This is a genomic window from Nocardia sp. bgisy118, assembly GCF_057708605.1.
Genome location: NZ_JBYISM010000013.1, coordinates 20,995 through 44,899, shown reverse-complemented (window position 1 = coordinate 44,899; position 23,905 = coordinate 20,995). Strand labels below are relative to the sequence as shown.

At 69.0% G+C, this 23,905-nt stretch carries 27 protein-coding genes and 3 tRNA genes; 17 read left to right on the top strand and 13 right to left on the bottom strand.

Annotated elements, in window-relative coordinates:
- Positions 1 to 69: 69 nt before the first annotated feature.
- The 4 genes from AC3EO7_RS17800 to AC3EO7_RS17785 form a co-directional block, all read right to left on the bottom strand.
- Positions 70 to 894 carry a class I SAM-dependent methyltransferase gene (locus tag AC3EO7_RS17800; RefSeq protein WP_435591884.1) on the bottom strand — a complete coding sequence of 275 codons (825 nt, stop codon included), beginning with the start codon at positions 892 to 894 and terminating at the stop codon, positions 70 to 72.
- Positions 895 to 1,004: 110 nt separating this feature from the next.
- Positions 1,005 to 1,078, bottom strand: a tRNA-Arg gene (locus AC3EO7_RS17795).
- Between the two features lie 25 nt (positions 1,079 to 1,103).
- Positions 1,104 to 1,177: transfer RNA gene (locus AC3EO7_RS17790), tRNA-Leu, on the bottom strand.
- Positions 1,178 to 1,304: 127 nt separating this feature from the next.
- A tRNA-Trp gene (locus tag AC3EO7_RS17785) sits at positions 1,305 to 1,377 on the bottom strand.
- Positions 1,378 to 1,896: 519 nt separating this feature from the next.
- On the opposite strand from AC3EO7_RS17785, the gene AC3EO7_RS17780 reads away from it, so the two are divergent.
- Positions 1,897 to 2,886 (top strand): TerC family protein, encoded by a 990-nt coding sequence (locus AC3EO7_RS17780; protein WP_431969187.1) that lies wholly within the window; start codon positions 1,897 to 1,899, stop codon positions 2,884 to 2,886.
- Between the two features lie 82 nt (positions 2,887 to 2,968).
- Here AC3EO7_RS17780 and AC3EO7_RS17775 read toward each other — a convergent pair whose 3' ends face one another.
- Positions 2,969 to 3,253, bottom strand: coding sequence for a YciI family protein (locus AC3EO7_RS17775; protein WP_435591794.1), 285 nt, complete (start codon positions 3,251 to 3,253; stop codon positions 2,969 to 2,971).
- Between the two features lie 25 nt (positions 3,254 to 3,278).
- A complete protein-coding gene (locus AC3EO7_RS17770; RefSeq protein ID WP_431969183.1) occupies positions 3,279 to 3,845 on the bottom strand; it encodes an amino-acid N-acetyltransferase in 567 nt (188 codons plus the stop codon).
- A 143-nt stretch (positions 3,846 to 3,988) separates the two neighbouring features.
- On the opposite strand from AC3EO7_RS17770, the gene pgsA reads away from it, so the two are divergent.
- The 6 genes from pgsA (at position 3,989) to AC3EO7_RS17740 (ending at position 8,163) form a co-directional block, all read left to right on the top strand.
- Positions 3,989 to 4,672, top strand: coding sequence for a CDP-diacylglycerol--glycerol-3-phosphate 3-phosphatidyltransferase (gene pgsA, locus AC3EO7_RS17765; RefSeq protein ID WP_435591793.1), 684 nt, complete (start codon positions 3,989 to 3,991; stop codon positions 4,670 to 4,672).
- Positions 4,665 to 5,156, top strand: coding sequence for a CinA family protein (locus AC3EO7_RS17760; RefSeq protein WP_431969179.1), 492 nt, complete (start codon positions 4,665 to 4,667; stop codon positions 5,154 to 5,156). Before pgsA ends, AC3EO7_RS17760 begins: the two co-directional genes overlap by 8 nt.
- A gap of 140 nt (positions 5,157 to 5,296) precedes the next feature.
- Positions 5,297 to 5,755 (top strand): helix-turn-helix domain-containing protein, encoded by a 459-nt coding sequence (locus AC3EO7_RS17755; RefSeq protein ID WP_431969177.1) that lies wholly within the window; start codon positions 5,297 to 5,299, stop codon positions 5,753 to 5,755.
- Positions 5,756 to 5,954: 199 nt separating this feature from the next.
- Complete coding sequence (locus AC3EO7_RS17750) at positions 5,955 to 6,782, top strand: PspA/IM30 family protein (protein ID WP_431969175.1); 828 nt, start codon at positions 5,955 to 5,957, stop codon at positions 6,780 to 6,782.
- A gap of 242 nt (positions 6,783 to 7,024) precedes the next feature.
- Entirely contained in the window at positions 7,025 to 7,837 is an 813-nt protein-coding gene (gene pspM / locus AC3EO7_RS17745; protein ID WP_435591792.1) for a phage shock envelope stress response protein PspM, read from the top strand.
- A gap of 152 nt (positions 7,838 to 7,989) precedes the next feature.
- On the top strand, positions 7,990 to 8,163 hold the full coding sequence (locus AC3EO7_RS17740; protein ID WP_169810825.1) for a hypothetical protein: 174 nt from the start codon (positions 7,990 to 7,992) through the stop codon (positions 8,161 to 8,163).
- A gap of 66 nt (positions 8,164 to 8,229) precedes the next feature.
- Here AC3EO7_RS17740 and AC3EO7_RS17735 read toward each other — a convergent pair whose 3' ends face one another.
- A complete protein-coding gene (locus AC3EO7_RS17735; protein ID WP_435591791.1) occupies positions 8,230 to 8,817 on the bottom strand; it encodes a peptidylprolyl isomerase in 588 nt (195 codons plus the stop codon).
- Between the two features lie 118 nt (positions 8,818 to 8,935).
- On the opposite strand from AC3EO7_RS17735, the gene AC3EO7_RS17730 reads away from it, so the two are divergent.
- The 4 genes from AC3EO7_RS17730 (at position 8,936) to AC3EO7_RS17715 (ending at position 12,506) form a co-directional block, all read left to right on the top strand.
- Positions 8,936 to 9,643: a PIG-L deacetylase family protein gene (locus AC3EO7_RS17730; RefSeq protein WP_431969169.1), complete on the top strand. Its 708-nt coding sequence runs from the start codon at positions 8,936 to 8,938 to the stop codon at positions 9,641 to 9,643.
- Between the two features lie 196 nt (positions 9,644 to 9,839).
- Positions 9,840 to 11,003, top strand: coding sequence for a glycosyltransferase (locus AC3EO7_RS17725; RefSeq protein WP_431969167.1), 1,164 nt, complete (start codon positions 9,840 to 9,842; stop codon positions 11,001 to 11,003).
- Between the two features lie 67 nt (positions 11,004 to 11,070).
- Positions 11,071 to 11,265, top strand: a complete 195-nt coding sequence (locus AC3EO7_RS17720; RefSeq protein WP_431969165.1) for a DUF3046 domain-containing protein — start codon at positions 11,071 to 11,073, stop codon at positions 11,263 to 11,265.
- Positions 11,262 to 12,506: a phosphotransferase gene (locus AC3EO7_RS17715; protein ID WP_435591790.1), complete on the top strand. Its 1,245-nt coding sequence runs from the start codon at positions 11,262 to 11,264 to the stop codon at positions 12,504 to 12,506. The genes AC3EO7_RS17720 and AC3EO7_RS17715 overlap by 4 nt, the downstream gene beginning before the upstream one ends.
- 34 nt (positions 12,507 to 12,540) lie before the next feature.
- Here the strand turns inward: AC3EO7_RS17715 and AC3EO7_RS17710 are convergent, their stop codons facing one another.
- The gene (locus AC3EO7_RS17710; protein ID WP_435591789.1) at positions 12,541 to 13,056 is read right to left on the bottom strand and encodes a CGNR zinc finger domain-containing protein; all 516 of its coding nucleotides are present in this window, start codon (positions 13,054 to 13,056) and stop codon (positions 12,541 to 12,543) included.
- A gap of 195 nt (positions 13,057 to 13,251) precedes the next feature.
- Here AC3EO7_RS17710 and AC3EO7_RS17705 point away from each other — a divergent pair, with 195 nt between their 5' ends.
- The 4 genes from AC3EO7_RS17705 to AC3EO7_RS17690 all read left to right on the top strand — a co-directional run bounded on the left by AC3EO7_RS17705 (position 13,252) and on the right by AC3EO7_RS17690 (position 17,102).
- Positions 13,252 to 13,704, top strand: coding sequence for a nuclear transport factor 2 family protein (locus AC3EO7_RS17705; RefSeq protein WP_431969159.1), 453 nt, complete (start codon positions 13,252 to 13,254; stop codon positions 13,702 to 13,704).
- A gap of 204 nt (positions 13,705 to 13,908) precedes the next feature.
- Positions 13,909 to 14,952 carry a recombinase RecA gene (gene recA / locus AC3EO7_RS17700; RefSeq protein ID WP_067841747.1) on the top strand — a complete coding sequence of 348 codons (1,044 nt, stop codon included), beginning with the start codon at positions 13,909 to 13,911 and terminating at the stop codon, positions 14,950 to 14,952.
- Positions 14,953 to 15,349: 397 nt separating this feature from the next.
- A complete protein-coding gene (recX, locus tag AC3EO7_RS17695; protein ID WP_431969534.1) occupies positions 15,350 to 15,913 on the top strand; it encodes a recombination regulator RecX in 564 nt (187 codons plus the stop codon).
- Positions 15,914 to 16,241: 328 nt separating this feature from the next.
- Entirely contained in the window at positions 16,242 to 17,102 is an 861-nt protein-coding gene (locus AC3EO7_RS17690; protein WP_431969157.1) for a 3-hydroxyacyl-CoA dehydrogenase, read from the top strand.
- A gap of 127 nt (positions 17,103 to 17,229) precedes the next feature.
- Here AC3EO7_RS17690 and AC3EO7_RS17685 read toward each other — a convergent pair whose 3' ends face one another.
- The 4 genes from AC3EO7_RS17685 to AC3EO7_RS17670 form a co-directional block, all read right to left on the bottom strand.
- Positions 17,230 to 18,129, bottom strand: coding sequence for an amino acid ABC transporter permease (locus tag AC3EO7_RS17685; RefSeq protein ID WP_431969155.1), 900 nt, complete (start codon positions 18,127 to 18,129; stop codon positions 17,230 to 17,232).
- A 73-nt stretch (positions 18,130 to 18,202) separates the two neighbouring features.
- Positions 18,203 to 18,874 carry an amino acid ABC transporter permease gene (locus tag AC3EO7_RS17680; protein WP_435591788.1) on the bottom strand — a complete coding sequence of 224 codons (672 nt, stop codon included), beginning with the start codon at positions 18,872 to 18,874 and terminating at the stop codon, positions 18,203 to 18,205.
- A gap of 97 nt (positions 18,875 to 18,971) precedes the next feature.
- The gene (locus AC3EO7_RS17675; RefSeq protein ID WP_431969151.1) at positions 18,972 to 19,805 is read right to left on the bottom strand and encodes a glutamate ABC transporter substrate-binding protein; all 834 of its coding nucleotides are present in this window, start codon (positions 19,803 to 19,805) and stop codon (positions 18,972 to 18,974) included.
- 53 nt (positions 19,806 to 19,858) lie between these two features.
- Positions 19,859 to 20,587 carry an amino acid ABC transporter ATP-binding protein gene (locus tag AC3EO7_RS17670; RefSeq protein ID WP_431969533.1) on the bottom strand — a complete coding sequence of 243 codons (729 nt, stop codon included), beginning with the start codon at positions 20,585 to 20,587 and terminating at the stop codon, positions 19,859 to 19,861.
- Between the two features lie 263 nt (positions 20,588 to 20,850).
- Here AC3EO7_RS17670 and miaB point away from each other — a divergent pair, with 263 nt between their 5' ends.
- Both miaB and AC3EO7_RS17660 read left to right on the top strand, forming a co-directional pair.
- Complete coding sequence (gene miaB, locus AC3EO7_RS17665) at positions 20,851 to 22,383, top strand: tRNA (N6-isopentenyl adenosine(37)-C2)-methylthiotransferase MiaB (protein ID WP_431969149.1); 1,533 nt, start codon at positions 20,851 to 20,853, stop codon at positions 22,381 to 22,383.
- A 292-nt stretch (positions 22,384 to 22,675) separates the two neighbouring features.
- On the top strand, positions 22,676 to 23,254 hold the full coding sequence (locus tag AC3EO7_RS17660; protein WP_431969532.1) for an Rv2732c family membrane protein: 579 nt from the start codon (positions 22,676 to 22,678) through the stop codon (positions 23,252 to 23,254).
- Between the two features lie 55 nt (positions 23,255 to 23,309).
- On the opposite strand, the gene AC3EO7_RS17655 is transcribed toward AC3EO7_RS17660, so the two are convergent.
- Positions 23,310 to 23,888 (bottom strand): VanZ family protein, encoded by a 579-nt coding sequence (locus tag AC3EO7_RS17655; RefSeq protein WP_435591787.1) that lies wholly within the window; start codon positions 23,886 to 23,888, stop codon positions 23,310 to 23,312.
- Positions 23,889 to 23,905: the final 17 nt, after the last annotated feature.

The window sequence follows — 23,905 nt, the reverse complement described above, 5'->3', positions numbered from 1 at the left end:
GAACATACGCGAGGTCCGTGCGGCCCCGGTCGGCCAGCATGCTGCGGATACAGTCTCGAGTGGTGGCCGTCACTCCTTGCGGGCTTGCAGGGTGTAGCTGAGCGGGACGCGCTCGGGATGCTCGATCAGCCGCCACTCGTCGTGCTCGTCGCAGGTCATCCTGCCCGGCAGGGCATTCCACGGGACGCTGCGGTGTTCGGTCAGCCCGGTGAGGGTGAGGCCGGTGGCCAGCAGCGCCGAGACGATCTCGCCGAGGCCGTGGTTCCACTCGTGGGTGATGGTCGGGTCGAGACGGCCGTCGATCTCGACGTAGGTGGACTCGTTGGAGAACACCATCGGCTCGGGCGTTTCGAAATACGAGTAGCCGAGGGTCAATCGGTCGGTGACGTCTTCGTCGAGCGCCCACAGCATCGGGTGGGCTTCGCGCAGGAACAGCCGCCCGCCGGGGCGCAGCAGCTCGGCCACGGTCCGTGCCCAGCGGTCGACGCTCGGCAGCCAGCACAGCGCGCCGATTCCGGTGAACACCAGGTCGAACCGTTCCGCGCCGAGCGCCGAGACCGCGTCGTACACATCGGCTTCGACGAAATCCACCTCGGCGTCCGCCTGACGTGCCAGCGATCGAGCCTGCGCCAGCGACGCGGGACTGAAGTCGAGGCCGGTCATGCGAGCGCCGAGGCGGGCCAGCGAGATCGTGTCGGTGCCGATGTGACACTGCAAGTGCACGCCGCGCAGACCACGCAGGTCGCCGAGCAGCGGCAGATCGAAACGCACTGTCGCGCTCAGGAAGTCCGGTTCGGCGAGGAACCGCGCCACCCGATAGCCCGGCGACGCGGCATGCATGGGCGCACGCTGGTCCCAGTTGGCCCTGTTCAGGGTGCGGTAGTCCTCGGTCACAGTCATCGACTGTGACACGCCTGAGCACCTGCCGCACGCGAATATTCGGGCCCCGAACCGGCCCGCGAGATTGCGGCGCATCCGCCATGCTCGACGTCGCACGTCATCGGCGCGCTTGGGAGGACTCGAACCTCCGACCTCCCGCTTCGTAGACGGGCGCTCTTTCCCACTGAGCTACAAACGCTCGTCCGCGCTTGCGCGCGAACTCGTTCCCTCGGCGAGATTCGAACTCGCAACTCCCGGCTCCTAATGCCGGCGCCTCTGCCAGTTGGGCTACGAGGGACTACGGTCTGGCGGCCGAAAGTTCTCGACAGCAGGAGGATTCGCGCCTCCGTGGTGTGCGCGCCCGGGTGACGACCGGTCCCTTCGTCCGCTCGGGCATGCTGCCGGACCGCTGTTTCGTTGTACGGCGCGGACGGAGGGAGTCGAACCCCCGACCTTCGGTTTTGGAGACCGGTGCTCTACCAGTTGAGCTACGTCCGCAGACGGAAAGGGGTCATTCCTGGCAGTTGCCGCGGAATGACCCCGTGCGAGAGGTTCTCGAACGTCGAGAACTCAGGGACCGCTCCGGACGCGCGTCCAGCGGTGATCGAGTAGGTGAGTGGAGCGCGGGGCGTTCGGGCGCGCGGCGGCGTCGAGCGACCACTGTCGCTGCTGCCGGATCCGCGCGGTCATCGCCGAGGCCTTTCGGTTCGTGGGTGGGGAAGTGGTTCCCCCGGTGCTCTTTCGAGAGCGGTATTCGTCTTCTTCGAAGCTAACACCCGAATCCGCCCGGGGACACCGGTTTTCCGTACCCGGTCGGTATGTCCGATTTCTGCCATGCCGCAATGTGCTCGCAATCACCTAGACATGGCCTTTCATGCGTCCGACGTGTGTTCTTGTGCCCGACAGGCGGCTCTCCGGAGTGTGACAGGATGGTCGGCAACCAACCCGCTAGCCGACAAGAACGGACAAATCGGGCATGATGGCCGTCATGACTACCGCCTCCGATCGGGCCGCAGCATGCAGGTGACCGCACTCGAATGGGGGATCACCATCGCGGTGATCCTCGGCTTGTTCGTCTTCGACTTCTTCGCCCACGTGCGCACCCCGCACGAACCGACCTTCCGCGAATCGGCCTTCTGGTCGGCGGTCTACATCAGCATCGCCTTGGCCTTCGGCGGGTTCGTCGCCTGGCGGTGGGGCTCGACCTTCGGCGGGGAGTACTACGCCGGTTTCGTCACCGAGAAGGCGCTCTCGGTGGACAACCTGTTCGTCTTCCTGATCATCATGACCACCTTCGCCGTGCCACGGATCTACCAGCAGAAGGTGCTGCTCATCGGCATCGTGCTCGCGCTGGCCATGCGTGGTGCGTTCATCGCGGTCGGCGCCGCCGCGATCAGTGCGTTCAGCTGGGTGTTCTACCTGTTCGGCGCTTTCCTGATCTACACCGCCGTCAAGCTGCTGCGCGAGAGCGGGCACGAGGTGGAGGCCGAGGAGAAGCGCGACAGCCGCATCGTCGCGCTGGCCAAGCGGGTGCTGCCGACCACCGACGAGTACGACGGCGACAAGCTCGTCACCCGGGTCGGCGGCCGCTGGGTGGTGACCCCGCTGCTGCTCGCGTTGCTCGCCATCGGCTTCGCGGACCTGCTGTTCGCGCTGGATTCCATCCCCGCGATCTACGGCCTCACCGAGGAGCCGTACCTGGTGTTCACCGCCAACGCGTTCGCGCTCATGGGCCTGCGCCAGCTGTACTTCCTGATCGGCGGCCTGCTGGACCGGCTGGTGTACCTGTCCTACGGCCTGGCCGCGATCCTGGCGTTCATCGGCGTCAAGCTGGTGCTGCACGCGCTGCACGAGAACACGCTGCCGTTCGTCAACGGCGGCGAGCACGTCAGCGTGCCGGAGATCTCGACCCCGGTCTCGCTGGGCGTCATCATCGGCGTGCTGGTCGTTGCCACCGTCGCCAGCCTGATCAAGACCCGAGGCACGGCGCCCCAGGACGCCCGATAGGCGTACCGCCGAGCCCCGCGTGCCGGGACATGTGACGAAGAGCCCCGCACCCCGGACAGGGTGCGGGGCTCGCTTCGTTCGATCAGGCGGAGAAAGCCCCCATGACGGGCTGCCACTCCACCGCGCGCACCGCCTCGATGAGACCTTCCCTGGCGAAGGGATCCTGCGCAAGCAGGTCCTTCAGTGCCGCCGTGTCCTCGGCACGGAAGATCAGCAACGCGCCCGACCCGTCCGGGTACGGTCCGCTCGACAGCAGCGTGCCCGCGTCGACCAGCCCGGACAACCAGCCACGGTGCTCGGGCCGGTGCGTGTCGCGACCGGGAACGGTGGCCTCGGAGTATGTGTAGTGGACGGCGAAGATCGGCACGGTGTATCGCTTTCTGGTCGGCGCTTCAGAGGGTCAGCAGCATGCGGGTGTTGCCGAGTGTGTTCGGCTTCACATAACTCAGATCGAGGAACTCGGCGACGCCGGTGTCGTAGGACCGGCACATCTCGGCGTACACCTCGGCCGTGACCGGGGTGCCGTCGATCTCCACGAAGCCGTGCCCGCTGAAGAACTCCACCTCGAAGGTCAGCACGAACAGCCTGCGCAGCTCCAGTTCCCTGGCCACCGCGATGAGCCGCTGCACGATGAGCTTGCCGACGCCGGTGCCCTTGGCGTCGGGGTGCACCGCGACGGTGCGCACCTCGCCGAGATCGGCCCACAGCACGTGCAGCGCGCCGCAGCCGACCACCCGGCCACCGACCTCGGCCACCCAGAACTCCTGCACCGACTCGTACAGGGTGACCAGGTTCTTCTCCAGCAGAATGCGGCCGGCGTAGACATCGATGAGGCGTTTGATCTCGGGGACGTCCGAGGTTCGAGCGCGTCGCACAACCGGTCCGGAGCCGGGCGCGGCAGAGGCCGCGCTGGGATGCGCGTCGCTGGTCGAACCACCTAGTGGTCCCCGAGAGGTCATGGGGTGCACAGTAGTCGGCGCGCTTACCGATAGTCTGAACATGTGCCGCACATCCTGTCGTTCCGCTCACCGCATCGCGCCGGGGTAGCGCAACCGGATGGAGACGTGGCCGTCTTCGGATCGCGCACCCTCGAGGCGAGGGCATGAGCGTGCAGCCCGAAGAGATCGATCGTCGCTGGCCCGACGCGGCCGTGCTGCGTCCCGGAGCGGAACCCTCCGGCGCCGGTTTCGCGGCCGCCCCGGCCGCCACCGCGGTGCCGCTGATGAACATCGCGAACGTGCTGACCATGGCGCGCATCGCCATCGTTCCGCTGTTCGTCGTCGCGCTGTTCGCGGGCGGCGGGCACCAGACCGGATGGCGGATCGCCGCCGCCGCGCTGTTCGCGCTGGCCGCGATCACCGACCGTTTCGACGGGCAGCTGGCCCGCAAGTACGGCTTGGTCACCGATTTCGGCAAACTGGCCGACCCGATCGCCGACAAGGCGCTGATCGGCGCGGCCCTCATCGGACTGTCCGTGCTCGGCGACCTGGCCTGGTGGATCACCCTGGTGATCTGCGGGCGTGAACTGGGCGTCACGGTGCTGCGGCTGCTGGTGGTGCGGCGCGGGGTGATCCCCGCGGGGCGCGGCGGCAAGCTGAAGACGCTGGTGCAGTCGCTGGCCATCGGGGTGCTGCTGCTGCCGCTGTCCGGCGGCTTCGAGGTCGCGGGCATGGCGCTGATGTACCTGGCCGTGGTGCTGACGGTCGTCACCGGTCTCGACTACGTCGGGCAGGCCGCGCGGGTGTGGTTCGCGGGCGGCTCCGGCCGGGCTCGCGGGCATGACTGATCCGCTGACCGCGTCCGTTCCCGCCGACGAGCTGGTGCGCGCCCTGGTGGCCGCCCGCCAGACCGTGGCCACGGCCGAATCGCTCACCGCCGGGCTGGTGGCCGCGACCATCGCCGGTGTGCCTGGCGCGAGCGTGGTGCTGCGCGGCGGACTGGTGGTGTACGCCACCGACCTCAAGAGCAGCCTGGCCGGGGTCAGCGCGGACCTGCTCGCCGCCGAGGGACCGGTGGCGGCGAGCACCGCCGAGCAGCTCGCCGTCGGCGCCCGCACCCGCTGCGTCGCCGACTGGGGTATCGGCCTGACCGGTGTCGCCGGCCCCGACAGCCAGGACGGGCACCCGGTCGGCACCGTCTTCCTCGGGCTGTCCAGTCCGTGGCACACCGAGGTGATGCGGTTGCAACTGTCCGGCGACCGGTGGACCATCAGACTCACCGCAACCGAGAACGCGGTGCGGGAGCTGCTTCGGTGCGTTCAGGGCGGCTGAGCGCGGCGCGCGAGGAATCGCTCGACGAGTTCGCCCGCCGGGAACCAATGGGCCGCCCCGGGACGTTGTGCCAGAAAGAACGGTGCGCGCCAGGCGACTGCGCGAAGCTGCGCCCGGTGTTCGGAGCGAAGGAGATCGAGATGACGCTGCTGCGAGAGGCGATCGGGGACAGTCTGCGGCGTGCACGTCTCGCCCAGCACCGGACCCTGCGGGAAGTGTCCACCTCGGCGCGCGTGAGCCTGGGGTATCTCTCGGAGGTCGAGCGGGGCCGCAAGGAGGCGTCGAGCGAGCTGCTCGCCGCGATATGCGCCGCACTGGATGTGCCGTTGTCGCGGGTGTTATGGGATGTGAGCACGATCATGGCGGGCGTCGACGGTGTTCCGGCAGGCGAGGCCGCCCAGCCCGCCGCGGCATCCGCCGACGAGGCCGAGCAGACGGCCGCCGTTGCGGAATCCGCCGAGGTCGCCCCGGCGCAGGAGCCCGCCATGGCTCCGGCGTCCGCGTCCATGTCGGCTGCCCGTCCGCACATCGCCGAGGACACCCGAATCGTCATTCGGGCGCCGAAGGCCGACATGCTCGTCCTGGTGAAGAGCAACTGACAACAGAACACTGGACGCCCAGCCGCGGGCAACGCTGCGGGCCGACGCCGAAAACGGATAGATTCTGTAGTAGGCGTCGGTTGGGCCGGGATGCCCCGGTCCAGGTGCCGCATGGTGGAGGATAGGCACAAGCGGGTGCGCGAGGGTCGTGTACCCGGGCCGCGTCAAGCGGTACATCAGATGGAGGCGGGATCAATCGATGGCTAATCCGTTCGTCAAGGCCTGGAAATACATGATGGCCCTCTTCGATTCCAAGATCGAGGAGCACGCGGATCCGAAGGTGCAGATTCAGCAGGCTATCGAGGAAGCTCAGCGCCAGCACCAGGCTCTGTCGCAGCAGGCCGCTTCGGTCATCGGCAACCAGCGTCAGCTGGAGATGAAGCTGAACCGCCAGCTCGACGAGGTCGAGAAGCTCAACGCCAACGCGCGCCAGGCCGTTCTGCTCGCCGACCAGGCCACCGCCGCGGGCGACACCGAGAAGGCGATCCAGTACACCAACGCCGCCGAGGCGTTCGCCGCCCAGCTGGTCACCGCCGAGCAGTCCGTCGAGGACCTGAAGGTGCTGCACGACCAGTCGCTGCAGGCCGCCGCGCAGGCCAAGAAGGCGGTCGAGCAGAACGCGATGCTGTTGCAGCAGAAGGTCGCCGAGCGCACCAAGCTGCTCAGCCAGCTGGAGCAGGCCAAGATGCAGGAGCAGGTCTCCGCGTCGCTGCAGCAGATGGACTCGACGCTGTCGGCGCCGGGCACCACCCCGAGCCTCGACGCGGTGCGCGAGAAGATCGAGCGCCGCTACGCCAACGCGCTCGGCGCCGCGGAGCTCGCGCAGAACTCGGTGCAGGGCCGCATGCTCGAGGTGCAGCAGGCCAGCATCCAGATGGCGGGCCACAGCAAGCTCGAGCAGATCCGCGCCTCGATGCGCGGCGAGGCGCTGCCCGCGGGCGGCGGCCAGTCCGCCATCAATCCCGCTCAGACGCAGGCGAATCCGGCGCAGCCGCAGATGAACAAGGGCCAGGCCGCCCAGCAGTAGCGGCTCGATGCAGGCAAGGACCGGTGCGGTGAAGGACGCGGGCACGCGCGAGACCGTGCAACGCCGAGGGGTGTCCTCGTCACGCCCCGCGGCCGCGACACGCGCACAGCGCCGTCCCGCCCGGGTCCCGACTGCGATCCGGCTCGAACGGTGTGAGGAAAGCGCATGAGCGAACGGAGTGAGCGAATCGTGTGCCAGCGCGCTTCGCGCATGCCGGAGCCGAGCGTCAGCGAGGTGCAGGCATGAGCGAACGACTGCCGGACACGCTGCGCGACATGAGCGAACACGCGCTGGTCTCGGTGCGCCGCTGGGCCGACCCGCGCGAGCGGGAACTCCGTAAGCGTCGCCGCGCCCGGCGGCGCAGCTATCAGCTCGGCACCGTCTCCGGGCTGACCACCGCGGGCGCGGTCGGTCTGGTCGTCGTCTCGGCGCCCGCCTGGGCGGTGGTCGTGCTCGGCGGCGGCGCGATCGCGTTCGTCACCGGGACCGCGCTCAGCGCGCGGCGCTATCTGCGGCTGCGCCGATCCCCGTTGCCGCAGGCCGCTTTCCTGCCGCGCAAACAGCCGCCCGCGCGCTCGGCCGCCCGCGCCCCGATCGCCCGCCTGGTACAGGCCGAACGGGCGATGCACGGGCTCGCCGCGCAGATCGCCGCCTCGCGCCGGCTGCCCGACGAGGAATTCACCGAAATGGTCGAGACGGCCGCCTCCGGAGCCGCCGCGCTGCACGCTCTCGCCGCCGACATCGTTCAGATGGAGAGCGCCGCCGCCGTGGTCGGCCGGACCAATCCGGAGGCCACTGCCTCTCTCACCGGCGACGTGCGATTCGCGTTGACCAGGCTGGAATCTGGTATCGCCGAATACGAGCTGGTCGTCGCGGCCGCGAGCCGCGTCCTCGCGGTGCCCGAAACCACTGTCGTGGCACATCGATTCGACGGCATCGTCGCGGAATTGCGGCACGCGGCGGATCGCCTGGACGGCTGGGCGCAGGCGCTGACCGAGGTCGCAGACCGTCCCGCCATCGCGGTCTCCCCGCCACCGCCCGGTCTGCCGCGGTAACCTCCGGGCGCACCCCCCGAACCGATCGGGGTGAACCCTGATTTGCACCCGGATATCGCTGCTGACCTGGTGATTTATCGCCCCGGGGCTGTCAGCATGGAGGTATCGGATCGCCGGACGGCGGTTCGGGAGAGACCTCCGGGAGGCTGGAAATGCTGTGGAAGATCATCGGTGTCGTCGCGGTCGTCTGGATCGCGCTCGCCATCATCGGTGCGCTGATCAAGGGGCTGTTCCCGATTCTGGTGATCAGCGCGGTGGTGTTCGGCCTGTACCTGCTGTACAAGGCGGTGTCGGGCTCGGACAACTCGACGGTCAGCAAGCTGTAGTGCGAAAAGCCAACGGGCCGTGCGTCATCCGGGAGGATGGCGCACGGCCCGTTGCCGGTTCTGGGGTCAGAGCTGCCCGCTGTTGTCGATCACGACCTTGCGGCCGGGAGTGCCGGAGGGCGAGCCGACCTGCTCGATCGCGTGCACCACGTCCAGGCCCTCGACCACGGAGCCGAACACCACGTGCTTACCGTCCAGCCACGGGGTGTCCTTCATGGTGATGAAGAACTGCGAGCCGTTGGTGCCCGGCCCGCGGTTGGCCATGCTGACCGTGCCGGGAGCGGCGTGGGTCAGCTGGAAGTTCTCGTCGGCGAACGTCGGACCGTAGATGCTCTTGCCGCCGGTGCCGTCGCCGTTGGTGAAATCGCCGCCCTGTGCCATGAATCCGGGGATCACGCGGTGGAACGTCGACCCCTTGTAGCCGAAGCCCTGCTCGCCGGTGGCCAGTGCCCGGAAGTTCTCGGCGGTCTCGGGCACCACGTCGGAGCGCAGCTCGATGACGATGCGGCCGGTGGGGATGCCCTCCACGGACACGTCGAAGAACACCCTGGGTAGCGGGTCGGCTTTGGCGGGGGCCGCGGTCAGCGGGCCGGGGCTGAAGAGTGCGATGAGCGCAAGACCGAGGACGGCGGCGGCGCGTGTGAGCTTCGTCATGGCCACACTGTCTACCGCAGCACCGATCGGGCTGGCTACCCGGACCCGGTTCCCGGCCGTTTTCGGGCTCGGCTGCGCGTTTGCGCCCGTGCGGATCTCGGGTGTTTCAATGGGTGCCATGGAGCAGGTTCCCGAGGACTGGCAGCGCGGCTTGGTGATCGTGGCGCACCCCGACGACATCGAATACGGCGCCGCGGCGGCCGTCGCGCGGTGGACGGGACAGGGCAAGGACATTCGCTACGTGCTCGTCACCAGCGGCGAAGCGGGTATCGCCGGAATGCCGCCTGCCGAAGCCGGACCGCTGCGCCAGGCCGAGGAGATCGCCTCGGCGAAGGTGGTCGGCGTCGACCAGGTGGAATTCCTCGGTTATCCGGACGGCCGGGTGCAGGAGAGCCTCGAGCTGCGCCGCGATCTCGCCGCCGCGATCCGCAGGCACCGCCCGGAGATGCTGGTGCTGTTCAACTTCGGCGACACCTGGGCGCCCGGCTACGCCAACAGCGCCGATCACCGCGCCGTCGGCCGGGCGGGGCTGGATGCCGTCTCCGACGCGGGCAACGAATGGATCTTCCCGGAACTGGCCGATCTGCCGCCGTGGTCGCCGCGCTGGGCCGCGGTCGTCGGGCCGGTCGCGACGCACGCCGTCGATGTCACCGCCACCGTCGAGCAGGCGGCCGCCTCCCTGTCCGAACACCGCCGCTACCTGGAGGTGCTCAGCCCCGAGCCGCTCGCCCACCAGGTGAAAGCCATCGTCGACATGGCCACCGGTCCCAAGGAAGGGTTCCCCGCCGAGCGCGCGGTGGGATTCGAGCTGTACTACTTCGGCTGAGCGAATCCGGCTACCGCATCCGTGGTCGCGTACGTCCGGTCCCGGCACGAACCGTCGAAATGGTCTGGACCAGAATGACTTCGGCATCGGTCGGGCGGATGGCGCGCCGATGGCGGCGCGGTGAACGCCCTCGCCCTGCTCGCCAACTCGGGGCGGGCGCCGTCGGTTCGGAAGGCCAGTGTGGCAGGCTGGGCTGATGCGTGTTGCCGTCGTTGCCGGTCCCGATCCGGGACATGCCTTTCCGGCGTTGGCGCTGTGCGACCGGTTCCTGGCCGCGGGCGACGAGCCGGTGCTGTTCACCGGGCCCCGCTGGTTCGACTCCGCGAAGAACGCGGGCATCCCGGTGCGCAGGCTCAAGGGTCTCGCGCCGCGCGCCGTCGACGACGACGGAGACGCGGGCCGGCGCATCCACGAGCGCGCCGCACACATCTCGACCGAGATCCTGCCCGACCTGAGCGCGATGCTGCCGGAGCTGGTGGTCTCCGACGTGCTCACCGCGGGCGGCGGCATGGCCGCCGAACGGCTCGGCGTGCCGTGGGTCGAGCTCTCGCCGCATCCGCTGTATCTGCCGTCGAAAGGTTTGCCGCCGATCGGCAGTGGGCTCGCGGTGGGGGAGGGCCTGCGCGGCGAGCTGCGCGACCGGATGCTGCGCGCGATGACGTCGCGGGCGATCCGCAACGGCCTGCGCCAGCGGGAGAAGGCCCGCGCGAGCGTGGGACTGCCCGCCGCCGATCCCGGCCCCGCCGCCCGCCTGCTGGCCACCCTGCCCGCACTGGAGGTGCCGCGCCCCGACTGGCCGGACAACGCCCACGTCGTCGGCCCGTTGCTGTGGGAGCCCACGGACGACATCCTCGCGCCGCCGCCGGGCGACGGTCCGCTGGTCATGGTCGCGCCGTCCACCGCGCACACGGGCGTGACGGGCATGGTCGAGACCGTGCTCGAGGCGCTCGACGGCGCCGGTGTCCGGATCGCCGTCTCCATGATCGACACCCCGCCGGCCGGGCTGCCGTCCTGGGCCACCGCGGGACTCGGCCGCCAGGACGAGCTGCTCGGCCACGCGGCCGTCGTGGTCGGCGGCGGCGGCCACGGCTTGCTCGCCAAGTCGCTGCTCGCCGGTGTCCCCGTCGTCACCGTGCCGGGCGGTGGCGACCAGTGGGAACTGGCCAATCGCGCGGCACGCCAAGGCAGTTCGATCGTGGTGCGTCCGCTGACCGTCGAATCCGTGCGCGCCGCGGTGCTCGCCGTGCTCGATCACCCGCGCTACACGGCCGCCGCCGAGGAAGCGGCCATGAGCATCGCGGAGGTCACCGACCCGGTGGAGCTGTGTCATCGGGTGCGCGAGGGCGTGCTCGCCCCTTGAGGCGCCTCTCCGCCTCCGCTGCGCCCACTGGATCCGCGCCGGCGGGGACCGGAGTATCTTGAATACGGTGCGGTTGACTGAGTTCCAGGAGCTGTTGCATACCGAATTCGGCGTGGCGCGCGGTGACGCGCTGCTGACCGACCACGTGATCCCCTCCCTGGGCGGCCGGACCGGCGCCGCCGCCATCGAGGCCGGGATCGATCCACGGGATGTGTGGCGCGCGCTGTGCGCCGACTTCGACATACCGAAGGTGCGGTGGTGACCGCCCCCGACCCGGTGGCCGAGCGGCGGCCGTACCGATTCGACGAGCGACTGCGCATGGTCCCCGTCGACCCGGAAGGACTCGCCGCCCGCGTGGCGCAGGCGCATCCGGACGATTTCGCGAGCTTCCGGCAGACCGGTCTCGAACTGATGCTGCTCGGCCGCCACGACGAGGCGCTCGACCACCTGGATCGGGCACTCGAGCTGGCCCGCGCCCCGCGTCAGCAACTCTCGGTCTGGATCAACCTGGCCGACGTGTACCGGTATCGCGGTGACGCGCCGACCGCCGAAATCCTCTACCGGCGAGCCGTCGAGGACGCCCGCGGCACCGACGCCGAGGCACTGTCGTTCGCCGCCCAGCACTTGGGCAAGGCACTGGCCGAACAAGGCCGCCTCGACGAGGCCCGCGAACTGCTGACCGAGGCGCTGCGACTACGGGTCGCCGAGGGCGACATCGAGCTGATCGAATCGACCCGCACCGCGCTGGACGGCCTCGCGGAGCTGCCGATCCCGCTGCCGCCCGCCGTGCTGGCGGTGGTCGGCGCGAACCCGGAGTTCTCGGACGAGCACGAGGGTCTCAGCGGCGGCGTCGCCCTGGTGAACGGCGCCTACTGGGTCAAGCGGGGCCCGCGCGCGACCGCCGAGCACGATCGCCTGAACTGGTTGCGCGCCAGGGGAATCCAGGTGCCGGAGGTGGCCGCCTTCGCCGAGGACGTCCTCGTGCTCGGCGACGCGGGCGCGCCGAGCCTGGCCGCGCGCGACCGCTCCGACCGCGCCGCGGCGTCGCCGTCGATCGGCACGGTCATGGGCGAACTGCTGCGGCGGCTGCACGCGCTGCCCGTCGCGGAATGCCCGTTCGACGGCAGGCTCGACACCGCGCTGGCGCTGGCGCGCAGGCACGTGCTCGAAGGGCTGGTCGATCCGGACGATTTCGACGACGACAACGCCCACCTCGATCCCGGACAGGTCCTGGATCGGTTGGTCGCCGAGCGTCCGGAGACCGAGGACCTGGTGGTGGCGCACGGCGATTTCACGCCGCCGAACGTGCTGGAGAACGGCACCCTGCTGGACGTCGGCGGCCTCGGCGTCGCGGATCGCTACCGCGACCTCGCCCTGGCCGAACGCGACCTGCGCGAGGATTTCGGCGACGGCGAGGTGCGCGCCTTCTTCGCCGCCTACGGGCTCGACGCGCCGGACAAGCGGCGGCTGGACTACTACCGGCTGCTCGACGAACTCTTCTGAGCCGGGGTCCTTCGGCGCACGGGTCTCGGACCGCTCAGGTCTTCTTGCCGTAGTGCCTGGCCGCCTTGGTGCGGTTGCCGCAGGTGGCCATGGAATGCCAGCGGCGGGTGCCGTTCTTGGACGTGTCGTAGAAGAACAGCACGCACTGCGGGTGCGCGCACTGGCGAATCCGGTCCGGCGCCTTGGCGATCAGTTGCAGCAGGTTCTCCGCCGCCAGCCAGCCGGGCAGCCAGGCCGGGTCGGTCACGTCGGGCAGGTCGTCCGGGCCGTCGTCGGTGAGGCGGCGCTTGATCCTGCCGTGCTCGAGCACGTCGTTGAGCGCCCCGTGCGCACCGTGCTGGATGGCGTCGTGGATCGCGCTGCGCGCGGTCAGCACCGCGGCCAGTGTCCGCTCGTCGGCGGGTGCTCGATCGGCCAGGTTCGCGGCGGTCAGCCAGACGCGCAGGCCCGCCACGTCGGTGAGCAGATCCTGCGGTCCGTTCTGGATCCACCGCGTGTTCAGCAGGTCGAGCGCCAGCGGTTCGCCGACGTGAGGGCGTGGATCGAGCATGCCTGAGGGTATCGAGCCGTCTCGGGGTGTCATGAGGATCACCACCTTTCTAACCAATCAATTCAAGATCATTGGGTTGACGTCATCGGATCGCGCCGACTACGTTCTAACTGCTGAAACGGTTGACAGTGGTTGTGGATTCCAGGGGAACCGCCGAAGCCCGCCGGAACTGTCTCCGCTCGAAAGGATGAACCCATGCGACCTCCACTTCCGCCGTTCGACCGCGCCTCCGCCGAGGCCAAAGTGCGTGCCGCCGAGCACGCCTGGAACACCCGTGACCCCGAACGCGTCGCGGCCGCCTACACCGAGGATTCCGTGTGGCGTAACCGCGACGAGTTCTTCACCGGGCGTGCGGCCATCGTCGACTTCCTGACCAGGAAGTGGGCCAAGGAGAACGGGTACGCGCTGCGCAAGGACCTGTGGGCGTTCGACGGCAACCGCATCGCCGTGCGGTTCCAGTACGAATGGCACGACGAATCCGGCCGGTGGTGGCGCAGCTACGGCAACGAACAGTGGGAGTTCGCGCCGGACGGGCGAATGTCGCGGCGCGAGGCCAGCATCAACGACGTCCCCATCGCCGAATCGGAACGCCGCATCTTCGGTCCGCGCGGCCCGGAGGAGGACGACGCGGTACTGCCGCAGCGCTAGCGCGAATCGCGGGCGGCCGGTGCTCGCCGGCGGATAGCGCGGAAATTGCCGGTCGCGGAAGAAGCGGCGCGTGTCGCGGGGCGCGTCGCTTGACTCGAACACTTGTTCGTCTAGTCTTGTCGTCAGAACTTGTCGGTGCCGCCCTCTACTGTGGGCGCCAACCACAGATCGAGAGACTCACCCGTCGAAAAGGGGACCAAGGACATGGCACCACAGGCGTACGACCGCGACAAGGCGCTCGAGCTCGCCCTCGCCCAGGTGGAGAAGAGCTTCGGCAAGGGCGCGGTGATGCGGCTCGGCGAGGAGGCGCGTCAGCCCATCTCGGTGATTCCGACCGGATCCATCGCGCTGGACGTCGCCCTCGGCATCGGCGGTCTGCCGCGGGGCCGCGTCGTCGAGATCTACGGCCCGGAGTCCTCGGGTAAGACCACCGTCGCGCTGCACGCGGTAGCCAACGCGCAGGCGGCGGGCGGCGTCGCCGCGTTCATCGACGCCGAGCACGCCCTCGACCCGGACTACGCTCGCAAGCTCGGCGTCGACACCGACGCGCTGCTCGTCTCCCAGCCCGACACCGGTGAGCAGGCGCTGGAGATCGCCGACATGCTGGTGCGCTCCGGCGCCATCGACATCATCGTCATCGACTCCGTCGCCGCGCTGGTGCCGCGCGCCGAGATCGAGGGCGAGATGGGCGACAGCCACGTCGGTCTGCAGGCTCGCCTGATGAGCCAGGCGCTGCGCAAGATGACCAGCGCGCTGAACAATTCCGGCACCACCGCCATCTTCATCAACCAGCTGCGCGAGAAGATCGGCGTCATGTTCGGCTCCCCCGAGACCACCACCGGTGGTAAGGCGCTGAAGTTCTACGCCTCGGTGCGCCTGGATGTGCGCCGCATCGAGACCCTCAAGGACGGCAGCGACGCGGTCGGCAACCGCACCCGGGTGAAGGTCGTCAAGAACAAGGTCTCGCCGCCGTTCAAGCAGGCCGAGTTCGACATCCTGTACGGGCACGGTATCTCCAAGGAGGGCTCGCTCATCGACATGGGTGTCGAGCACGGCTTCATCCGCAAGTCGGGCTCCTGGTACACCTACGAGGGCGACCAGCTGGGCCAGGGCAAGGAGAACGCCCGCAAGTTCCTGCTGGAGAACACCGACGTGCGCGACGAGATCGAGAAGAAGATCAAGGAGAAGCTCGGTATCGGCGCCGACGTCACCGCGGATGCCGCGGGCGAGGTGCCCGCCGATTTCTGAGTCCACCTCCGGTCGGCCGGGCGAAGGCATGAGCGCGTCGATTCGGCGCCGTACCGATCGAGCCGCCGATCGGCCCGATCCGGTGCACGACATGCGGCGCCGGCTGCACGAACTCCTGTCCGCCGACGGGCGATCCGTGGAACGCCACGGACCTCGCCCCGGCGTACGGGAGCCGGGACCGGTCCGGTCGGCCGATGGTGGTTCGGCCGACGCGGACATCCTGGGAACCCGGTCGAGCGCGCCCGATCCGCAGCGGGCGGGCTCGACCGGGTCCTCCCACTCGTCCCGGCGCGGACGGCGGAACGATTCCCGCCGTAACGACTCCCGGACGGTCGAGACCGGTCGAAACACCGGCCGACGGGTGGATCCGGTGGCGGCCGGATCCGCAGGGGATGCGCTGGAGGCGGAGGCGGGCGCGAGCCGGTCGACGTCGGAACGCACCCCCGAAGGCGGGACGGTCGAGCAGGCGAAGGAGGCGTGTCTTCGTCTGCTCGCCGTCCGCGCCCGCAGCCGCGCCGAACTGGCGCAACGATTGGCCGCCAAGGGTTTCACCGCCGAGATCGCCGAGCGCGCGCTCGACCGCCTCGCCGAGGTCGGTCTCGTCGACGACGCGGCCTTCGCCGAACAGTGGGTCCACTCCCGGCACGCCTTCTCCGGCAAGGGCAAACAGGCACTCGCCCAGGAGCTGCGCCGCAAGGGCGTCGCGCCTTCCGACGCCGCGCCCGCCCTGGAGGCGATCAGCTCCGACGACGAAGAGTCCCGCGCCGCTGAATTGGTGCGCCGCAAACTTCGCACCCTGCCTCGGGATCTGGACCGCGACAAGGCCATTCGCCGCCTCGTCGGCATGCTCGCCCGCCGTGGCTACCGCCAATCCACGGCCTTCACCGTGGTGAAAGCCGAACTCGCCCATGCCGACTGGAGCGCGGAGCCGCTCGACGAGGCGGGCGATCCGCCGGACTGATCCGGCGTCCGCGCGTGAGCGCCGGTGTGGCAGGCTGGCGGGGCCATCACGGCCCCGCCGCGGTACCGCCCAGGGCCGTCCCCCGAGGTTTGCCGAATCGTTACTCGGGTCCGGTCGATTTATCCGATACCGGTCGGTCGTTCGTCGGCGCGCCGGCGCACGCGGGGCCATGATGGGGGTATGGAGTCCACGGAGAGTGGGGTCGTACCGCGCGGCGAACCGCGCGCCGTGGCTCCGACGCCGAAGGGGCCGGCGCTCAGGGGTTTCGTCTCGCTGCCGTGCACATTCCGGGGCGGACCGTGCCCCGTGACGAGGGAGGAGAACGAGTATGGCCATCGATATTCGTAAGGTGACAGTCCTGGGGACCGGGGTGCTCGGTTCGCAGATCGCTTACCAGACCGCGTTCCGCGGCTTCGACGTCACGGCCTACGACATCAACGAACCCGCGCTCGAGGCCGCGCGGGAGCGGTTCGCCAAACTCGCCGCGGTCTATGTGGCCGAGGTGCCGGGCGCCGCGGGCGGCAAGGCGGAGCAGACCGCGTCGGGCATCGCGCTCACCACCGAGCTCGCCGAAGCGGTGAAGGACGCCGATCTGGTGATCGAGGCGGTGCCCGAGGTGCTGACCCTCAAGCAGGAGATCTACGGCCACCTCGGCGAGGTCGCCCCCGAGCGGACCATCTTCGCGACGAACTCCTCGACCCTGCTGCCGAGCGACATCAAGGACTCCACCGGCCGCCCGGACAAGTTCCTGGCGCTGCACTTCGCGAACCAGGTGTGGAAGTTCAACACCGCCGAGATCATGGGCACGACCGACACCGACCCCGCGGTGTTCCGCGCCCTCGTCGATTTCGCCGAGGCGATCGGCATGGTCCCGATCGAAGTGCACAAGGAGAAGGCGGGTTACGTGCTCAACTCGCTGCTCGTGCCGTTCCTGAACTCGGCCATGGCGCTCGGCGCGGGCGGCTACGCCGACCCGGAGGCCGTCGACAAGACGTGGCGGATCGCCACCGGCGCGCCGATGGGCCCGTTCCAGATCCTCGACGTCATCGGCCTCACGACCCCCTACAACATCCTGGCGCACGGCGACGCGGACGCCCAGCGCCTGGCGGCCTGGCTCAAGGACAACTACATCGACAAGGGCAAACTCGGCATCGCGACCGGCGAGGGTTTCTACCGGTACTCCGCATAGGGCCACTTCGGGAGCCGAGCGTCGATCCCGGAAAACGAACGGGAGAGAAACGGTGGCCCACCGAGGCCGGTGCGCTCCCGCTTCTCTCCCGAATTTGCTTGTCCGCTAACGCCTTACGCGTGCAGGTCTACGGCTTCTTCACCACGTCGACGCCGGGAGCGGCATCCGTGATGATCGAATCCGCGGCGAGGACGGTCCCGCCCTTGGTGCGCTTGCGCGCCCGCAACCTCCGCTCCAGCCTGGTCGCCACCATCGTCAGCGTGCTGTTCAGCGCGATCATGATGATCGCCACGACGATCAGCGAGGGCAGCGTGTTCTGCTCCGACGCGCCGAGCTGCTGGCCCGAGCGAACGATCTCGACGTAGGTGATCTGGTAGCCCAGCGCCGTATCCTTCAGCGCGACAACCATTTGCGAGACCAGCGCGGGCAGCATCGCGGTGATGGCCTGTGGCAGCAGGATCAGTCGCATCAGCTGGTTCTTGCGCATCCCGAGCGCGACGGCGGCCTCGGTCTGGCCCTTGGGCAGCGAACGAATGCCCGCGCGCACGATCTCCGCGATCACCGAGCCGTTGTAGATCGTCAGCGCCGTCACCACCGCGGCCAGCGCGAGGTCGTCGGACTTGAACAGGTCGTATTCGCTGTAGAGGGCGAACAGGAAGATCATCAGGATCAACACCGGGATGGCCCTGGCGAATTCGACGATCGCGCCGGCGACCAGCCGCACCGGACGATGGTCGGACAGTCGCAGGATGCCGAAGATCATGCCGATCGCCATCGCGAAGACGATCGAGATGACCGCCGCGACGACGGTGCCACGCAGACCGGGCAACAGGTAGGTCGACCAGACGTCGCTGTCCAGGAACGGCTCCCACTTTTCCGCAGCGAACTGACCCTGTCGGTAGAACGCGAGGAAGAGCAGGAACCCGGCCACCAGGACGAGGACGAGCACCACCAACGAATAGATGATGTTACGCAGCCGTGCCTTCGGTCCCGGCGCGTCGAAGAGGACGGAAGCGCTGGCACTCATGCCTGCACCTCGCTGACGCTCGGCTCCGGCATGTGCACGGCACGCTGGCACATGATTCGCTCACTCCGTTCGCTCATCGGGCGACCTCGTATCGCTTGGCGAGCCAGCCGAACAGCAGGCCCGTTGGCAGGGTGATGATGACGAACCCGAGCGCGAAGATCGCGCCGATGGCGAGCAGCGCGGCCTCGGTCTCGATCATCTCCGCCATCAGGTTGGCGGCCTCGGCGACACCGATCGCCGCGGCGATGGTGGAGTTCTTGGTCAACGCGATGAGCACGCTGCCCAGCGGCGCGATCACGGACCGGAAGGCCTGCGGAAGCACTATGAGCCGCAGGTTCTGGGTGAAGCCGAAGCCGAGCGAGCGGCCCGCCTCGGACTGGCCGAGCGGCACCGTGTTGATGCCCGCGCGCAGCGACTCGCAGACGAACGAGGCGGTGTACACGCTCAGGCCGATGATGGCCCAGCGGTAGTTGTTGTCGGTGATCGAATCGCCCGCGATCTTCCAGCCCAGCGTCGAGTACAGGCCCAGCGAGCAGAAGATAATGATCAGCGTGAGCGGGGTGTTGCGAAAGATCGTGACATAGGCGGTGCCCAGCCAGCGGGCGACCGGTACGGGGGACACGCGCATCGCGGCGACGATCGTGCCGAGTATCAGCGCCCCGACCGCGGAGAACGCGGTCAATTTGATCGTGACCCAGAAGGCTTCCAGGATCTTGGTGTCGTATTCCGAGATCAGATCGAACACGGCGGGCGCGTCCCTCCCATCGGTGTGGCGTGGTTCATCGGGGGTGAGCCGAGCGGGTGGCCCGGAGGATCACCCCGGACCACCCGCGTCACGAATCTCAGTAGCGGTTCACCTGCGGAGCGGGCGAGGGGGTGAAGCCGGCGCCGCCGACGGTCTGCTCGATCGCCTTGGCCCACGAGCCGTCGGCGATCATCGCCTCGATCGCGTCGTTGATCTTGTCCCGGGTCTCCTGATCACCCTTCTTCAGGCCGATGCCGTAGTTCTCGGTGGTGAAGGGCTTGCCGACCACCTTCAGCTGGCCGGGCGACTGCGCGGCGAAACCGGCCAGGATGATGTCGTCGGTGGTCACCGCGTCGACCGAGCCGTTGCGCAGCGCCTCGACGCACAGCGAGTAGGTGTCGAACTCCTGCAGCTGAACGTCCTTGGCGTACTTCTCCTTGACGTTCTGCGCGGGCGTGGAGCCCTTCACCGAGCAGAGTTTCTTGTTGCCGGTGAGGGATTCGACGCCGGTGATGTCGGTGTTGTCGGCCTTCACCAGCAGTGACTGGCCCGCCACGTAGTACGGGCCCGCGAAATCGACCTTCTCCTTGCGCTTGTCGTTGATCGAGTAGGTGGCGACGATGAAATCGACCTGACCGTTCTCGATCAGCGTCTCGCGCTGCGGCGTCGGCGATTCCTTGAAGGTGATGGAATCCGGCTGCACGCCGAGCTTTCCTGCCACGTACTTGGCGACCTCGACGTCGAAGCCGGTGTAGGAGCCGTCCTTGGTGCGCAGACCCAGACCCGGCTGGTCGAACTTGATACCGATGGTCAGTTTGCCTTCCTTGGCGTGGTCGAGGGCGCTGCCCTCGTCACCGCCGCCGCAGGCGGTGGCGGCCAAAGCCAGGGCGATCGCCCCGACCCCGAGTCGAAGTGCACGATTGATCCTCATCGAGTTCCTAACTCCTTGTGTGACTGTCGATGCCGTCGTCTGTGCCGGGTGGGTCAGTGACTGAGAATCTTGCCCAGGAAGTCCTTGGCGCGCTCGGATTTCGGTGCGGTGAAGAAGGTTTCGGGCTCGGTGTCCTCGACCACCTGACCGTCGGCCATGAACAGCACCCGGTTGCCCGCGCGGCGCGCGAAGCCCATCTCGTGGGTGACCACCAGCATCGTCATGCCGTCCTTGGCCAGCGAGACCATCACCTCGAGCACCTCGTTGACCATCTCGGGGTCCAGCGCCGAGGTCGGCTCGTCGAACAGCATCACCTTCGGGTTCATCGCCAGCGCGCGGGCGATGGCCACGCGCTGCTGCTGGCCGCCGGACAGCTGAGCCGGGTACTTCTCGGCCTGGTTGGCGATGCCGACCCGCTCGAGCAGTTCCATGGCGCGGGTTCGCGCCGCGTCCTTCTTGACCTTGCGCACCTTGATCGGCGCGAGCATCACGTTCTCGACGATGGTCTTGTGCGCGAACAGGTTGAACGACTGGAACACCATGCCGACGTCGGCGCGCAGCGCGGCCAGCGCCTTGCCCTCCGCGGGCAGCGGCACGCCGTCGACGGCGATGTCGCCGGAGTCGATCGGCTCGAGCCGGTTGATGGTGCGGCACAGGGTCGATTTCCCGGAACCCGAGGGGCCGAGAACGATGACGACCTGTCCCTTGGGGACCTCGAGATTGATATCGCGCAAGACGTGCAGATCACCGAAGTGCTTGTCCACTTTGCGCATCGAGATCATCGGCGGCGCGCTGGTGGCGGGGCCCTTGTCCAAGCTCGTGGCGTCCCCGGTCGTGTCGGGCGCGGCGGCGGCGTCGGTCATGGTCCTTGACCTTAAGGGGAAAAACCGAATTTGCCCCGGTTTCGGCGACACACCGGTCCGCCACGCCGAAACGTCACAGCTCTGTAATGTCTCGGCCGTCTCCGGCACCGGACCGCGACGAGGCCCGGAGCCTGCGGCGATGCGCTCGAAACCCGCTCGACGGGCCCCCGTACCCTGGATGGGTGGATTCGATCGGACAGGTTGTGGCGGGAGTGCGCAGTTACGAGGTCCGCACCTTCGGGTGCCAGATGAACGTGCACGATTCCGAACGCTTGTCCGGCCTGTTGGAGGACGCGGGCTATGTGAAGGCCGCGCCGGGGGCGACGGCGGACCTCGTGGTCTTCAACACGTGCGCGGTGCGCGAGAACGCCGACAACAAGCTCTATGGCACCCTCGGCCACCTCGCCCCGATCAAGGCGGACAGGCCGGGCATGCAGATCGCGGTCGGCGGCTGCCTGGCGCAGAAGGACCGTGACACCGTCGTGCGCAAGGCGCCGTGGGTGGACGTGGTGTTCGGCACGCACAACATCGGCTCGCTGCCGGTGCTGCTGGAACGGGCGCGGCACAACGAAGAGGCCCAGGTCGAGATCCTGGAATCGCTGGAGGCTTTCCCGTCGACGCTGCCCGCCAAGCGTGAGTCCGCGTACGCGGGCTGGGTGTCGATCTCGGTGGGCTGCAACAACACCTGCACGTTCTGCATCGTGCCGTCGCTGCGCGGCAAGGAGGTGGACCGCCGTCCCGGCGACGTGCTCGCCGAGGTGCAGGCGCTGGTCGATCAGGGCGTGCTCGAGGTGACGCTGCTGGGTCAGAACGTGAACTCCTACGGCGTCAACTTCGTCGACCCGGACGAGCCGCGCGACCGCAGCGCGTTCGCGAGGCTGCTGCGCGCCTGCGGCGGCATCGCCGGTCTCGAGCGCGTCCGGTTCACCTCGCCGCACCCGGCCGAGTTCACCGACGACGTCATCGAGGCGATGGCCGAGACGCCGAACATCTGCCCGCAGCTGCACATGCCGTTGCAGTCCGGGTCGGACCGGGTGCTCAAGGCCATGCGACGCTCCTACCGCAAGGCGCGCTACCTGGGCATCATCGAGAAGGTCCGCGCGGCCATGCCGCACGCGGCCATCACCACCGACATCATCGTCGGCTTCCCCGGCGAGACCGAGGAGGACTTCCAGGAGACGCTGGACGTGGTGCGCCAGGCCCGCTTCACCAGCGCGTTCACCTTCCAGTACTCGAAGCGGCCCGGCACGCCCGCCGCCGACATGCCCGACCAGCTGCCCAAGCAGGTGGTCCAGGAACGCTACGACCGGCTGATCGCGCTGCAGGAGGAGGTCTCGCTGGAGGCCAACCGCGCGCTGATCGGCACCGAGGTGGAGCTGCTCGTCGCGGACGGCGCGGGCAAGAAGAACGCCGCGACCGCGCGGATGAGCGGGCGGGCCCGCGACGGCAGGCTGGTGCACTTCCGGCCCGGCGGCACCGCCGAGCCGGTGCGCCCCGGCGACGTGATCACCGTCGACATCACCGAGGCCGCGCCGCACCACCTGATCGCGGACGCCCCGATCAAGACCCACCGCAGGACCCGGGCGGGCGACGCGCACGAGCGCGGCGTCACGCCGAAGACCGCGCCCATCGGCGTCGGCCTCGGGTTGCCGCAGATCGGCGCGCCTGCCAAGGAGCCGGTCGCCTCCGGCTGCGCGACGGGCTGCGACGCATGAGCGAGCGTAGCGAGCGAATCATGTGCCAGCGCGCTCTGCGCATGCCGGAGCCGAGCGCCGGCGAGGCGCAGGCATGAGCGCGCGCCCCGCCGCGGGAGACGACGAGACCCCACGCCAGGGCCCCGACGATTCCGTGCGGGGCGCGGCCGACGCCGCTGGGAGCGGCGCGACGCCCGAAGCCGAGCCCGGTACTACCGCGCGTAGTGGGTCGGATGACGCGGCGGCCGACGGTGCTGGCACAGTGGACGCGGACAAGCCACACGCCGACCATGCAGAAGGAGACGACAGCGCCGTGAGCTCGGTCGAGAGCAAGGATTTCGAGCAGTTCCGTGCCGAGCTCGACGCTGTCGAGCGACGCCTGGCCGGGGAGATCGATCCCGGCGTGCGCGCCATGGTGGTGGCGGGCGCGGTGTTCGTGCTGCTGTTCTCGCTGGTGCTGTCGCACGCGGGCAGCGCGCGCGGCTTCGACGTGCTGCTCGACACCGACGTCACCGGGATCGAGCACATCGGGCTGCCCTCGCGCATTTTCGTCTGGTTCGTCGTGGTGTTCGGCATCGGCTTCTCGTTGCTGGCGTTGATGACCCGGCGCTGGGTGCTGGCCTGGATCGCGGTCGCGGGTTCGGCCATCGGCAGCGTGTTCGGCGTCTTCTCGATCTGGCACCGCCAGACCCCGGGCCTCGGCAACTACGTCGGCGCGGGCCCCGGCATCGGCCTGATCGTCGGCACGCTGGCCATCATGGTGCTGACCTTCCACTGGATCCGCGTGGTGTGGAGCCGCACGTCCGTGCACCTGGCCGCCGAGGAACAGCGCCGCAATGCCGCGGCGGCCGCCGAGGAACGCGACCGCCGCAGGCTGCTCGGCGACTCCTGAGCACTGCCGGGCCTCGCCTGTCACACGGGCGAGCCGTCACCTCGAGCGGGCTGCGTCAAGCAGCCCAGCCCAGCTGAGCGAGCACGCGAGCGCTGCGTGAGCGACCGGCCTCGCGTCGCGCGACATGGATCCGGGCCAGCAGCGCGCCCAAGCCCGCGCCCGCGGCGTTCATCAGCACGTCGTCCACGGAGGACACGCGGCCGAGATCGAACACGTACTGCGCGATTTCCAGCGTCGCGGACACCGCCGCACCGAGCGAGGTCATCCGCGCGACGCCCGTGAACCAGGGCAGGCGCAGCGGAAGGAAGAAGCCGAGCGGCACGAACAGCAGTGTGTTCGCGCCGATTTGGACGACCGCGCTCGACGGCGAATCGCTCAGCGTCGCGACGAGATCCCGCAGCGGCACCAGGCTGACCGCGCCTTCGCCCGCCACCGGTGTCAGGATCATCCACACCCAGGGCAAGGTGCCCGCGACCAGGCCCACCTCAGCCGCTGTGTACCGCAGCGCGAGCTCCGGCGTCAGCCCGCGGCGCGTCCGCCATCGCGTCATCGAGACGATCGCCGCGACCAGCGCGGGTACCGCGCACGCCCACACGATCAGCACGTGGCCCCACGCGTCCCATACCTGTCGCACCGGGTCGACGCTACCGG

What these genes read in the sequence shown, in the direction of transcription:
- AC3EO7_RS17780 (WP_431969187.1), top strand. Translation starts at nt 1,897, where the DNA reads ATGCAGGTGACCGCACTCGAATGGGGGATCACCATCGCGGTGATCCTC.
- AC3EO7_RS17770 (WP_431969183.1), bottom strand. Translation starts at nt 3,845, where the DNA reads ATGACCTCTCGGGGACCACTAGGTGGTTCGACCAGCGACGCGCATCCC.
- pgsA (WP_435591793.1), top strand. Translation starts at nt 3,989, where the DNA reads ATGAGCGTGCAGCCCGAAGAGATCGATCGTCGCTGGCCCGACGCGGCC.
- AC3EO7_RS17760 (WP_431969179.1), top strand. Translation starts at nt 4,665, where the DNA reads ATGACTGATCCGCTGACCGCGTCCGTTCCCGCCGACGAGCTGGTGCGC.
- AC3EO7_RS17755 (WP_431969177.1), top strand. Translation starts at nt 5,297, where the DNA reads ATGACGCTGCTGCGAGAGGCGATCGGGGACAGTCTGCGGCGTGCACGT.
- AC3EO7_RS17750 (WP_431969175.1), top strand. Translation starts at nt 5,955, where the DNA reads ATGGCTAATCCGTTCGTCAAGGCCTGGAAATACATGATGGCCCTCTTC.
- pspM (WP_435591792.1), top strand. Translation starts at nt 7,025, where the DNA reads ATGAGCGAACGACTGCCGGACACGCTGCGCGACATGAGCGAACACGCG.
- AC3EO7_RS17740 (WP_169810825.1), top strand. Translation starts at nt 7,990, where the DNA reads ATGCTGTGGAAGATCATCGGTGTCGTCGCGGTCGTCTGGATCGCGCTC.
- AC3EO7_RS17735 (WP_435591791.1), bottom strand. Translation starts at nt 8,817, where the DNA reads ATGACGAAGCTCACACGCGCCGCCGCCGTCCTCGGTCTTGCGCTCATC.
- AC3EO7_RS17730 (WP_431969169.1), top strand. Translation starts at nt 8,936, where the DNA reads ATGGAGCAGGTTCCCGAGGACTGGCAGCGCGGCTTGGTGATCGTGGCG.
- AC3EO7_RS17725 (WP_431969167.1), top strand. Translation starts at nt 9,840, where the DNA reads ATGCGTGTTGCCGTCGTTGCCGGTCCCGATCCGGGACATGCCTTTCCG.
- AC3EO7_RS17710 (WP_435591789.1), bottom strand. Translation starts at nt 13,056, where the DNA reads ATGCTCGATCCACGCCCTCACGTCGGCGAACCGCTGGCGCTCGACCTG.
- AC3EO7_RS17705 (WP_431969159.1), top strand. Translation starts at nt 13,252, where the DNA reads ATGCGACCTCCACTTCCGCCGTTCGACCGCGCCTCCGCCGAGGCCAAA.
- recA (WP_067841747.1), top strand. Translation starts at nt 13,909, where the DNA reads ATGGCACCACAGGCGTACGACCGCGACAAGGCGCTCGAGCTCGCCCTC.
- AC3EO7_RS17690 (WP_431969157.1), top strand. Translation starts at nt 16,242, where the DNA reads ATGGCCATCGATATTCGTAAGGTGACAGTCCTGGGGACCGGGGTGCTC.
- AC3EO7_RS17685 (WP_431969155.1), bottom strand. Translation starts at nt 18,129, where the DNA reads ATGAGTGCCAGCGCTTCCGTCCTCTTCGACGCGCCGGGACCGAAGGCA.
- AC3EO7_RS17675 (WP_431969151.1), bottom strand. Translation starts at nt 19,805, where the DNA reads ATGAGGATCAATCGTGCACTTCGACTCGGGGTCGGGGCGATCGCCCTG.
- AC3EO7_RS17670 (WP_431969533.1), bottom strand. Translation starts at nt 20,587, where the DNA reads ATGATCTCGATGCGCAAAGTGGACAAGCACTTCGGTGATCTGCACGTC.